This window comes from Brucella thiophenivorans (assembly GCF_002252445.1).
Taxonomy (GTDB): domain Bacteria; phylum Pseudomonadota; class Alphaproteobacteria; order Rhizobiales; family Rhizobiaceae; genus Brucella; species Brucella thiophenivorans.
The window spans coordinates 75,991-88,455 of sequence record NZ_NNRJ01000019.1; the positions used below are offsets into that span (position 1 = coordinate 75,991).

Here is a 12,465-nt window from a genome sequence, read left to right on the forward strand (position 1 = left end):
GAGTCCAACTCATGAGTTTTAATCGACAGCGCTCTCTTCAGCTGCAACCTGCTCGGTAGTCACCGCTACAGACTGGCCACCCCATTCAGCTCTGATCCAAGTGATCAGGGCTGCAATTTCGGGATCATCAATCATATGGGCAAATGGCGGCATTGCGTACATGCGCTGACCATTGGTGAATGTCTGCGTCGGGATACCGTTGAGAACCACCTTAATCAGCGTCTGCGGATTATCCATTGCGAGGGTGGCATTGCCCTTCATAGCGGGAGCGACATTCGGAATGCCTGCACCATTGACGCCATGACAGCCAGCACAGGCCGAAATATAGGCCAGCCTTCCGGTTTCCATCGGGCTTCCCGGTTCAGGATTATGCGCTTCCGCCAAAGGTGCAGGCGGAGGTGCTGCGGCTGCGATATTTCCTTCGTCATCGGTCAACAGATAGGTGGCAACGGCCTTTATATCGTCCGCGTCCATGACACTGGTTGAGAAATGGGTCACCGTATTCATACCGGCAAAAGATGTGCCCTGAGGCGCGATGCCGGTGGAGAGGTACTGGCTTAATGTCTCAACATCAAAGCCATGCTTGGATAATGCTGTGGCTGTGATATTGGGAACGGCCATTCCATCCACTTCGCCACCTTGCAGCGGACGCAAGAAATCAACGCCCATCATAAGATTGCGGGGCGTGTGGCAAGCACCACAATGCGCAAGACCTTCAACGAGATAGGCACCACGGGTCCATTCAGCCGAGCGCAACTCATTCTGAGGAACCTCCCTGTTCGGGAAGTTCAGCAAGTTCCAGAAATTCAGGAATGGGCGCACCGGCAGTACGAACACACCGGTATTCGCTTTATTGGCAACCGGGATCGGCGGAATGCTCATCATATAAGCGTAAAGCGCGTCGAGATCGTCGGGCGTGGTGATATGGGTGTAAACATAAGGCATGGCCGGGTAGAGATTACCCTTACCAGCAGCAATACCGTCTTTCAAAGCACGATGGAAATCAGCACGGGTATAGTTACCGATGCCATGCTCTTTATCGGGCGTAATGTTGGTCGAATAAATCGTGCCAACAGGAAGCTGGATTGGTACGCCGCCCGCAGCCATTGGGCCTTGCGGCAGTGAATGACAACCGAAGCAATCGCCCGCCAGTGCCAGTTCACGCCCGCGCGGGATCAGGCTTTGCATCTGTTCGGGTGTCATGGCCTGCTCGGCCTGTGGGGCCACACTGGATGAGCGAAAAAGGCCAAACAGTATGGGGAGCGCAATCAGTGCACCCAACACGATGATGGCTAAGATCGAATTGCGCAATCTATGGCTTTTCATCGTTTTTCTCCTATCCGATCACGCAACCGGGCGTGGCAAGCGCCACATCGCGAATGGCTTCGTAATAACGCACATAGCCTGTGCAGCGGCAGATATGGACATCAAGTGCTTCTTCAATCGCGCCTTCAAGATCAGCGCGTTTGACAGGCTGACGCTTGAGTTGATCGATAAAAACTGTTGCCCCTGCCACAAATCCGGGCGTGCAATAGCCACACTGGAACGAGAAATTATCGATGAAAGCCTGCTGGATCGGCGTTAGTTTTGTTACTTTGCCATCCGCATCAGTTTCAGCCTGACCTTCGATTGTAATGATCGATTTTCCATTGAAGAAATGCGCATCATAAATGCAGGTGCGGCTTTCAGTTCGCGTGCCATCCTTCTGCACTTCCATAACGGTGCAGGCATGACAGATGCCCTGACCGCAACCAAAATGCGTGCCGGTCAGATCCAGATATTCATGCAGAAAATCGATCATTGGCATACCGACCGGAACCTGAACCGGACCGATTGGCTTGCCATTAATGGTCAGGGACAGCGGGCGTTTTTCGATGCTCATGACAAGGCCCTTTTTACTTTTTCCGGAGTAATCGGAAATTCATAGAAACGTTTTCCGGTGGCATGCGTAATGGCATTGCTGGTTGCTGGCAGGATCGGGATCATGCCCAATTCCGCCATGCCTTTGGGTGGTGATGTTTCTGAAAGTGGCGGCAGATAATCAGAGGTCTGGTTCCAAACAGCCACATCTTTGGCTCGCGGTAGGGTATAGCGGTTGAAGTTCCATGTGCCGTTGCCGGGGCCGTCTTCATAAAGCGGCATTTCTTCCATCAGCGCGTGGCCGATACCCATCGCAGTGCCGCCCTGTATCTGGCCGGAAACAAGTTCAGGTACAATCATCGTGCCGGGTGCCATCATCATGTGATGACGCATGACCTTAACCTGACCCGTGAAAGTGTTCACGTTCACTTCCACCAGACATGCGGCTGGCGTAACGGTTGTCGGATCGGCACCGCCGCGTTTTGTCGGCGGGTAATAAGCAATTTTGCGTTTGATGAAGTCATAACCCGCCGTGGTCATACGGCTTTTCAACTCATCAGAAGCACCGTCGCCATATTTTACCGCAATCGCATCAAGCGGCAGGTTTCTCTCGCCAACTGTCGGAATATCAAACTCCGCACGTGACCATTGCCAGCTGCTGTAGGCATGGACTGCAACACCGGTAATTAACCCCATTTCATGGGCTTTTTTGGCAAGACGCTCAAACGGGATCGGCGTCATACCGCCGCCGCCAATACCATCAGGACCGACCCGGATATCTGATAATTCAACGTTCAGGCTTGCGATGGCGCCGCCGCCAACACCTTCGCTCCACAGCGCTTTGGCGGCTGGCCAAAGACTGTTTTCGAGCAGAAAACGGCCGGCTTGTCGTGTACCAAAGCCGATATAATAGACACCACTTGACGAACTCATGTCCGGTATCAGCGCGGGTGTCCAGTAAGGATCGTTTTTCGCAAGCTCATCTTGCTTTTTCTGATCGGCATAGCTGGTGTGAAGCGGCAACTGCTCGAATTCGGTAACCCCGAAATCCACCACATCCGGCGCTTTACCCAGTGCCTGCCAGACCATAACCTGCTGTGCTGTCGTGCCACCAGTGCCGATTTCCTGCACGCAATGGCGCATGGTCAGTTTTCCACTCGCGTCAAACTCCAGAACCAAGGCAGTTGGCACGCCGCTTGATCCATAAACTTGCTGAACCTGCGAGAAACCAACACCGTAAAGCTTGCCGGGATTGGCTGCCTCAAATTCAGCTTTGGCTTTTTCCCGGTTTTGCCAGATCGGGTGTTTTTCGGCGAGATTGAGCATTTCGACATTGCGCGGATCGCCAGCAATTATGCCACCTTGCGTATTCGGATAACCTTCCAGAATGGCATTGCGACGACGCAATTCGATCGGGTCGATCTTCAACTCACTAGCAAGCTCATCAACCATTAGTTCGGTGATAGCCATGGACTGCAATGAGCCGAAGCCACGCATTGAACCGGCCTCAACAGCAGGCGTTGCCATGGCAAGAGCCGTCAGATCCGACTTTGGAAAGTAATAGATCGATTGTGCGCCGCGCGCCGCCACATGGGAAACCGCAACCGACAGGTTTTCACGCCCGCCGCCGTTGCAATTATAAAAGCCTTTGAGAATTTCAAACTTTCCCGTCTTGCGGTCGGCAGTGATCGAAACATCCATCTCAACTGAGTGGCGTTTCATACCCATCTGAAACTGTTCATAGCGATCATTCGCCATGCGGATTGCATGACCTTCCCCATAAAAACACGCCGCCATCGCATAGAATGGAAAGACCGAATAATCCTTCGACCCATAACCAACTGTCGAGCCCGTCAGCAAAACGATCTTCTCAACTGGAAAGAGTTTGTTGTTTTTGGCAAGCATTGCGACAGCATTAACGATGCCTGTCGGTGACTGCGTGGCCGTCATCACATGCATGGTTTTTGTCGCGGCATCATACCAGGCATTGCAGTTGTCTGGCTCCATCGCGCAAGGATCGATGGACTGCGAAAAGCCGTGGCGCTCCAGCACGATTTTATCAGGATTGTTACGTGCGGCTTCTACCTCATCGGTGATGCTCTTTGCATAATCCATGGCGATGCCTTGTGTATCAGGCTTTTCATCCGCTCGATGCAAAGCCTCGATAAAGCCGCCACCGCGATCTTTTCGGATGATCGGCGGAATGGCGATTGCTTTATCCGGCGCATAGGGCGGCCAGACAGGTGTATTGCCGTCAAACCCGCCTTTAATGCCAGCATCCTGATAAGGCGAGAATACTGATGGATCATATGGTGTATCGCCGCCGATACGCACATAGCGCGCAGCGCCGTAATTCGCCGGTGGCTTGGGACCGGTTTCTTCACCATAGACAACCACATTATCTTCAAAACGCAATTGACGTTTTGCAGCATCAAACCGATCAAAATCTTTGTAAATCAGGATAGCAACAGGGTGACCCAGAATAGGTGGTGTTTCACCTTTAGGCACAAGAATATTGTAGCCGTAGAAGCCCTTGCCCATATTGGTGTCTTGCGGAATATTCAGACCGTCACGAACAAGATCTTCCTGAAGCAAAACTCTATCAGGCTGCAAATCTGCGCCGAGTATAGAAAGGTCAATGCCTTCAAATGTCCGGTCAGCTTTCGTCGCCTTGAGCATGAAAGCGTGGCTTTGTTGCTTCGGCCAACCGGGGATATCGCGCGCACGATAATCCCGCGCAAAGTTCTTTTGCCCTGTTACTTTACGAACGCCATCCCAGCGCGAACGCGCCTTGCCATCCTTGCCGATCCAGTCGGTTGATGTGGGGCCTGAATGTACTTCCAGAGCGTCTGCGGCAGGAACACGTCCAAGCATCACCGTAATACCGGCAAAGGTGCCGAGCTTGATAAAGTTCCGACGTGAAATACCTGAAGCCATTGGCTTTTCCCCCCAAAGCAAAATTCAGAACGGTGAACCGTTGCCTGAAAGAATGCTTCGTAAAAAAATAGTTACCGGAGGCGAAATCACTTTCTGTATTGATGGAAAAAGATCACATCAATCCCCCCACATAAACCATACGGAGAAATGCTCTGTATGGGATTTTCAACACCAACGCTGTGATCTCAATATTCGAGATGTCTTTGCGGTGTCTTAGACTTCTGTATGTCGATCCCATCGCCCTTTTTGCTCGCAGCTTCTTCCTGCTCTTCAAACAAGACGCCGCCCAGTGCAGCAACAAGGATCATAAAGCCGGTGCCAAGCAACCAAGAGAGATACCAAGGGCCGTAATCACCAAGGATGATGCCAATAAGGATCGCAATCACAGCGATGATCATTGCCACCACAAAACGCCAGAATACGCTCATCTTGCTCTCCTTAAAATGCGTGGTGCGACGTCTCTACATGGTCGGGATCAACCTTGCCGCGCATCACCCAGAAAGCCCAGCTCGTGTAAACGACGATCAGAGGCATGAAGACAACCGTAAAGCCCAGCATCCACATCAGCGTCAGCTCGCTGGAGCCGGAGTTCCAAACTGTGAGGCTATGCGATGGATTGGTGCTCGATGGCATCATGAACGGGAACATTGCAGCACCTGCGGTGCCGATAACGCCAATCCATGCGATGGCACCGAGCCACCAGCCAAGCAATGCCTTGCGTGCAAGCAGTGCCACAAGCCCCAAGGCAACGCCGATATAGGTCAGCGCCGGAATTATCCAAAGTACCGAATATTCGTGGAAGTTCGAGAGAAGTGCGCCCGGTGTGCGTTCGACCACCTGATGCAGAGGTGTTTGCGGTACACCCGGATTTGGCCCCTGCACGATCTGATAACCGTCCATGCCCGAAACCCAGAAGCCCCCAATCGTGAACAGAACCAGTGCCAGTATACCGCCGAAAAGCGAAGACTTACGGGCACGATCCGCGAGATTTCCGAGGCCTCCGCTCATCAGCATTGCGCCGCCCATATAGATCGACAGCGAAACAGAGAGCAGACCACATAAGATTGCAAACGGGTTGAACAGCTCAATGAAGCTGCCGGTATAATAAGATGTCATCCGCCAATCGAAGTTGAACGGCACTCCCTGAATGATGTTGCCAAAGGCCGCACCAAACACCAGCATCGGCACAAAACCGGAAACGAACAGCGTCCAGTCCCACGCATTTCTCCAACGTGGGGATGGCATCTTACTGCGATATTCAAAACCCAGCGGCCTGACGATCATGCTGAACAGCAAAACCAGCATCACGATGTAAAAGCCGGAGAACGCTGTCGCATAGACCAAAGGCCATGCAGCAAAGATTGCACCGCCGCCGAGAATGAACCAGACTTGATTGCCATCCCAGTGTGGGCCGATAATGTTGAGTGCAACACGCCGTTCAGTATCGGTGCGCCCGACATAGCGTAGCAATGTGCCAACGCCCATATCCATGCCGACCATGATGGCAATACCCATCAGGAGAATACCGAGAAGCAACCACCAGACAATCTGTAGTACGAGATAAATATCCATCACAGATCTCCCGATTAATAAGCCGCAGCCGGAGCTGGTGCAGTTGCAGGACTTGTTTCTTCCAATGCATCTGGTCCTTTGCGGATGAAATGCAGCATCAAAAACAGCTCAACGATAGCGAAGATTGTGTAGAGCAGAATAAAGCCCGACAAAGACACGATCATATAGGCAACCGTATGCGTCGATGCCGAAAGCCATGTCGGCAAGACTTCATAGACCGTCCACGGCTGTCGCCCGACCTCGGCCACGAGCCAGCCCATTTCACAGGCTATGAATGGAACAGGGATCATCCATACGGAGGCCCGCAGGAACCAACGATTATTTTGAACCGTATTGGTCAGCGTGAGAATGAAGGATAGGACAAAGTAGCCCAGCATCAGCAAACCCAGCCCCACCATGACGCGGAACGACCAGAAGATGATCCAGACTTCAGGAATGGTATCTTTTGCGGCCTTATCGATATCTGCATCCGTTATGCGCGTGATGTCGCCATCAGGTGCATAACGCTGGACGAGAAAGCCATAGCCAAGATCATCCTTGTGCAGATCGAACTTAGCCAGCGCTGCGGGATCGGTCGGATTTGAACTGAGAACCTGCATGGCTTCTATCGCCGGAATACCGTTACGGATACGCGTTTTCGCGCGCTCCTCCAATACATCCGCGGCAGGCACCGTTCCCTCAAGGGAGTGCGTCACGAGAATAGACAGCATGGCTGGTATTTTGACAGCGAAGAGATTTTTCTGCTCGCTCTGCGATGGAAAGGCGATCGCATTGAAGGACATGGGCGCTTCTTCGGTTTCCCAAAGCGCTTCCATGGCCACAAGCTTGGTCGGCTGCGCATGCGCGCCAACAAAGCCAAGCGCGTCACCAAGGGTCAGAACCCCACCGGTTCCGAGTACACCGAAGAGTGCCGCAATGCGGAACGAACGCTTGGCGACATCCATGTGGCGATTGCGCAGCATATAAAAAGCGCTGACGCCGCAGACAAAAATCGCTGCCGTGACATAGCCTGCGAGCACAGTATGCACGAATTTCGCCTGTGCATCTGGGTTGAAGAACATGTCGAAGAAGCTACTGAGCTCCATACGCATGGTAACCGGATTGAAATCAGCACCTTTAGGGCTCTGCATAAAGCTGTTGGCAACAAGAATCCACAGGGCCGACAGGTTTGAACCGAGCGCTACCAGATAGGTGACAACCAGATGCTGCATCTTGGTGAGGCGATCCCAACCAAACACCATCAATCCAAGGAATGTTGATTCCATGAAGAAGGCCATTAAGCCCTCAATCGCCAGTGCCGTACCAAAAGCATCGCCGACAAAGCTGGAATAAAACGACCAGTTCATACCGAACTGGAATTCCATTGTGAGACCGGTTGCGACACCCAGCGCAAAGTTAATCAGCAGCAGCTTTCCCCAAAACTGGGTCATGCGGCGATAAACTTCGCGCCCTGTTGTAACGTAAACCGTTTCCATTATGGCGACCAAAATGGTCAAGCCCAACGTCAATGGAACAAAAAGAAAATGATATAAGGCTGTTGCCGCAAACTGAATCCGCGAAAGATCCACCACCAAATCGTTTACCACGATCAGCCCCCATTTAACTTGCCAGAATTCACGGTGCTTTATCAAATAAGCACTGGTTGCCTGAAGACGGGCGAACGAAAGAAAATAACCCCTACGAACTCTATATTTGATATTAAATATTACTAATTATCAAAACTCTATTTTTGTATGCTTCTAAACGCCGCACCTTAAGAAGGTCTGTTCTTGGCTGATTTTCCTTATTTCAGATTAAATGTTGTGTCGAAAACAAGCCTGAATACAGTCAGTTTTAGCCACCAGTAAATCATCAATAAAGTGATGAGGCAGAAAGCGCATTACACTGTTTCTCTTGATGAATCGCGAGCGCATAAGATAGTTTTCCGCGCCATTATCTTTTCGCGAAGACATGTGCTGTTTCCACGAAATAAGAACTGTGCGGCGGTTGATTTAATAAAATTATCAGTAGAAAAATTTATCGTTGTTTCAGGCGAAATATAACTCAAATTAAAGCTGGAGAGTGTTTCCATGAGCGGCTTGGATTTCTGCTTAGTGTGCATTTTCATCTGATTGGATCAGATCAGCGCTCTAATTATTTGTTTTAACGCGCATCTTTTCCAAAAACGTTTCACAGTTTTGGGGATGCGTTTTAATCTATGTAGCGCGCAATTTTTTCAGCGCGCTACAGTTTCTCGGCTCATATCTGAGTAGGCAAGTTTAAGCCTTTCGCAAAAATTCAGTGCGCAGAACAAGCCCTTTAACTTGCTTAGTGCTGCAATCGACCTCGTCCGGATTGCCGGTGAGGCGAATATTCTTTACCAGCGTTCCACGCTTGAGCGTGGTGGATGTGCCTTTGACCTTAAGGTCTTTGATCAAGGTCACAGAATCACCGTCGTTGAGTTGGGTGCCGTTGCTGTCACGTACGATTTCATCAGACATAATATAATCCCGATTATAAGTTGCCGCAGTTTCATTGATTATGAAAACTGTCGGTTTGTGAACGGTAGGTGTGTCTACTCTTGTTTGTGGCCCGAGCGTTTTGCGCCGCAGACTGCTTGTTCCTACAATAAAAAAACGCCGCGTACATTGCGGCGTTTCGCTTTGTTTAAGATTAAATCTATTGACCGCGTGGGCCGTCACCTCTGCTGCTACCCCATCCGTGCCTTAGGCGAGGGCCGCCTCTATACGAGCGGTCCCAACCACCACGCGGTCGATCCCAGTTTCGGCCACGATTCCAGCGACCACGATCCCAATTACGGTCACGATAATAACGGCGGTCCCAGCGGTCATTCCGATCATTTATTGCAGCGCCGATCGCCACGCCAGCGATCAGGGGGATGCCGATAAGGGCTGCGTTGCGACCAAAGTCATCCGAGTAGCCACCGCTCGACCCTTCTCGCATCGCCAAGTAGCGAGAGGAGGCCCATCCAGAAAGCCTACCATAGCTAATTTGGCACCAGCCATAGCCCGATGTGCAACCCTGAACGCTCACAGGCGCCCGATTCGGAATGCTACCCAAAGATGCATAACCCGTACCAGGACCTGTTCGAACATTGAGATTAGTCGTGACAATTGCATTTGCTGCTTGAGCTGCACCCGCGGAAAAAACACCCAAGGCAATTAATGCTGCTTTGAAAGAGAGTTTCATTTGGTTTCTCCCTGAACAACTTCATTGGTTAATAAACGATGAATATGACTAGGAAGTTCCCGAATGATCTCTTCTTAAATAGATTTCATTTGCGCTGACGCAGAATGACGGCAACGGCTAAGCCTGCCAGTCCAATGGCAATGACACCCTGCAACACAAATACCCAGCTCATCATGATGTTTTCCTTTGGTGCGTCTTACACCTGAATCCAGCATACCTTATCAAAGCGGGCTTCTACAGCATTGGTGCAAAAATCGGAATCAATTTTTGGCAATCACCGCACTGGGTTTGACAAGCGAAGGATCCGATAAGTGAAGGCCGTGATAGGCGAAAGATGCGGATCAAGTATTCTAACTTGTGTTATTCTGGTGGCCCAAAATACTTTGTTTTCAAATTAGCCAGCTCTTCACTTTCTTGTAGGCTGATGATCGCTATCGAGGCTGGTTTTACAAGGTCGCTGTGGCGCGGAAAAGCAAAGCCGTATTTGTCGGGGCTGAATATATTGCCAACGATTTCAACCGGCTCACTCGCATATTTATGCGTGTAATATTCCAGCACCGGACTATCCCCGACAATCGCTGAAATTTCATCATCGGTGAGTGCTTTCACAGCTTCCGGAAGATGATCGAAGTTGACGGTCGAAATGGAGCGGGCTTGCAGGAGCTGTTGCGCGATACTTCCCGTACGAACGCCAACAGTCTTGTTTTGAAGGTCGGCCAGATTGTTGATATTGTTGGAAATATGCGCAACCGTCATAACGCTTGTGACAGACGATGTTACATAGGCTACCACGGCTATGCCAAAGACAAGCCAGAAGGCCTGCCATATCCGACCTAACCATCCAAACAGGTTTTTGCGCGAGCTTTTACCAGACGTCGCAAGAGAAACCACATGATAGAAACTTTCCGCGATTCCTTCGAGCCATCGCCGAGGAAAATTTGGATCAAACCGACGGTCGAAGAACGTCAGCAAGATCGTGGCGATCAGAATGACAATGCCGATCCATGCGTAAGTCGCCAGATGGCCAGCATTTTCGAGATCGCCGATCAGGTCCTCCCAGCTGTTGCCGGCCTCTCTGTGCACCATGATTCTAAGGCCAGCGTCGAACCAGGGATGCGTGAAATCGACAATTTCAGCACGCTTTTCGGTAATTGTAATGTTGGATACGGCCACATCGACCTGGTTCTCGGATACTGCTTTAACCAGCTCAGTATAATTGGGATACTCGACAAACTGGGACACCAGCCCAAGCCGCGCTCCAATATCGCGCCAGAGGTCGACCGCCATGCCATTAAATGTATCCCCGTCTTTGATGACAAAGGGATCACTGATATAGACGCCCACTTTGACCTGACGCAAAGGCGCGTCCTGTGCGTTGACAGGAGCGATGATCAGCGCCAACAAAAAAAGGGCAAGAATTGCCTGCAAAAAAAGAGATGCCTGACTTCTGATGAACTTATAAAAAAGCACTGTCCCGAGCCGTTTTTAATTTCGATAAGGGAAAGTATAAATGTTTATCCGTCAGATGGAAATGAATTTCCTGACTTAATTTGCCGCTTAAAATTGATTTATATAAAGTATTTTCTAATATATATTCAGTGGAGCGAAATAAATAGAACATTGCATTGTATATATAAGTTGGTCGGCTGTGAATTGAACACAGCCGACACTATTCTGAAGGGATAGGTTTAGATCGCTGCAAAACCCTTTTCAAGATCGGCGATCAGGTCAGGCACATCTTCAAGACCAATCTGTAAGCGGATGACTGGGCCTGGATAATCTCCCTTGGCGACTGTGCGGTCTTTTAGACCGACCTCGTTTGCAAGGCTTTCGTAGCCGCCCCACGAGTAACCGAGCCCAAAAATCTCAAGTTCATTCAAAAATGCATGGGCTTGTTTGCGCGTGCCGCTTTTAAGTACAAAGGCAAATACACCGGATGATCCCTTGAAGTCGCGCTTCCACAATTCATGACCGGGGTGGCTTTCAAGTGCGGGGTGCAAGACACGGTCAACGGCTGGATGGCTTTCCAGCCAGTGCGCAATTTCAAGCGCACTTTTGCGATGATGTTCCAGACGAACGCCCATTGTGCGCAAGCCGCGCAGGATCTGATAAGCGTCGTCGGGTGCAGCGCACAATCCGAGTGTGCCGTGCGTTTCGAGCAGTTGCGGCCAGCATTTTTCATTGGCTGAAATTGTGCCGAACAATATATCTGCATGGCCGGATGGATATTTGGTGGAGGCGTGAATGCTAATGTCCACGCCGAAATCGAGTGCTTTGAAATAAAGCGGTGTCGCCCAGGTATTATCCATCATGACGATCGCGCCGCCCTTATGCGCCGCATCTACGATTGCTGGAATATCCTGAACTTCAAAGGTGTTGGATGCGGGTGATTCCGTAAACACCACCTTGGTGTTGGGGCGCATCAGTTTTGCAATGCCACTGCCAATTTCAGGATCATAATACTCAACCTCTACGCCCATGCGCTTGAGGATCGTATCGGCAAAATGGCGGGTTGGATTATAAATCGAATCGACAAATAGCGCGTGATCACCAGGTGACAAAAAGCCGAGCAGGGGAACCGTAACCGCCGCCAGACCAGAGGGAACGCAGACCGTACCGGCGGAACCCTCAAGCGCGTCTATTGCCTTGCATAAGGCTTCGCTCGTTGGTGTTCCGCGCGTCCCATAGGTGTATTTCTGATTGCCGGTGGCCATGGTCTCAGCATCAGGAAAAAGCACAGTGGAAGCGCGTACAACCGGTGGGTTGACGAAGCCGTGATAGTCACGCGGATCGTAGCCGTCACGGGTCAAGCGTGTGTTTATGCCCAGCTTTTCTGTCTTGTTCTGTTTGTTAGTCACGAAATTGCCTCCAGGCCATGTTGCATGCTGATGCATCGATTCTTGTTTG

10 protein-coding genes are annotated in these 12,465 nt (G+C 50.8%); all 10 read right to left on the reverse strand.

All coding sequences use genetic code 11. From position 1 onward, the window contains the following. Nucleotides 1–18 precede the first annotated feature (18 nt). Nucleotides 19–1,326: a c-type cytochrome gene (locus tag CEV31_RS09840; RefSeq protein WP_094506893.1), complete on the reverse strand. Its 1,308-nt coding sequence runs from the start codon at nucleotides 1,324–1,326 to the stop codon at nucleotides 19–21. 10 nt (nucleotides 1,327–1,336) lie between these two features. Continuing rightward, nucleotides 1,337–1,882, reverse strand: a complete 546-nt coding sequence (locus tag CEV31_RS09845) for a (2Fe-2S)-binding protein (protein ID WP_094506894.1) — start codon at nucleotides 1,880–1,882, stop codon at nucleotides 1,337–1,339. Beyond that, nucleotides 1,879–4,797 carry a xanthine dehydrogenase family protein molybdopterin-binding subunit gene (locus CEV31_RS09850; protein WP_094506895.1) on the reverse strand — a complete coding sequence of 973 codons (2,919 nt, stop codon included), beginning with the start codon at nucleotides 4,795–4,797 and terminating at the stop codon, nucleotides 1,879–1,881. The genes CEV31_RS09845 and CEV31_RS09850 overlap by 4 nt, the downstream gene beginning before the upstream one ends. Before the next feature lie 185 nt (nucleotides 4,798–4,982). Further along, nucleotides 4,983–5,225 (reverse strand): hypothetical protein, encoded by a 243-nt coding sequence (locus CEV31_RS09855; protein WP_094506896.1) that lies wholly within the window; start codon nucleotides 5,223–5,225, stop codon nucleotides 4,983–4,985. A 10-nt stretch (nucleotides 5,226–5,235) separates the two neighbouring features. Continuing rightward, nucleotides 5,236–6,369 carry a cytochrome d ubiquinol oxidase subunit II gene (gene cydB / locus CEV31_RS09860; RefSeq protein ID WP_094506897.1) on the reverse strand — a complete coding sequence of 378 codons (1,134 nt, stop codon included), beginning with the start codon at nucleotides 6,367–6,369 and terminating at the stop codon, nucleotides 5,236–5,238. Between the two features lie 14 nt (nucleotides 6,370–6,383). Beyond that, entirely contained in the window at nucleotides 6,384–7,955 is a 1,572-nt protein-coding gene (locus CEV31_RS09865; protein WP_094506898.1) for a cytochrome ubiquinol oxidase subunit I, read from the reverse strand. Between the two features lie 672 nt (nucleotides 7,956–8,627). Then, a complete protein-coding gene (locus CEV31_RS09870; protein WP_094506899.1) occupies nucleotides 8,628–8,849 on the reverse strand; it encodes an alkylphosphonate utilization protein in 222 nt (73 codons plus the stop codon). A 178-nt stretch (nucleotides 8,850–9,027) separates the two neighbouring features. Next, nucleotides 9,028–9,558: an SH3 domain-containing protein gene (locus tag CEV31_RS09875; protein ID WP_094506900.1), complete on the reverse strand. Its 531-nt coding sequence runs from the start codon at nucleotides 9,556–9,558 to the stop codon at nucleotides 9,028–9,030. A gap of 360 nt (nucleotides 9,559–9,918) precedes the next feature. After that, the gene (locus tag CEV31_RS09880) at nucleotides 9,919–10,986 is read right to left on the reverse strand and encodes a transporter substrate-binding domain-containing protein (RefSeq protein WP_235818069.1); all 1,068 of its coding nucleotides are present in this window, start codon (nucleotides 10,984–10,986) and stop codon (nucleotides 9,919–9,921) included. A gap of 260 nt (nucleotides 10,987–11,246) precedes the next feature. After that, complete coding sequence (locus CEV31_RS09885; RefSeq protein ID WP_374846986.1) at nucleotides 11,247–12,452, reverse strand: cystathionine beta-lyase; 1,206 nt, start codon at nucleotides 12,450–12,452, stop codon at nucleotides 11,247–11,249. Between the last annotated feature and the right edge of the window lie 13 nt (nucleotides 12,453–12,465).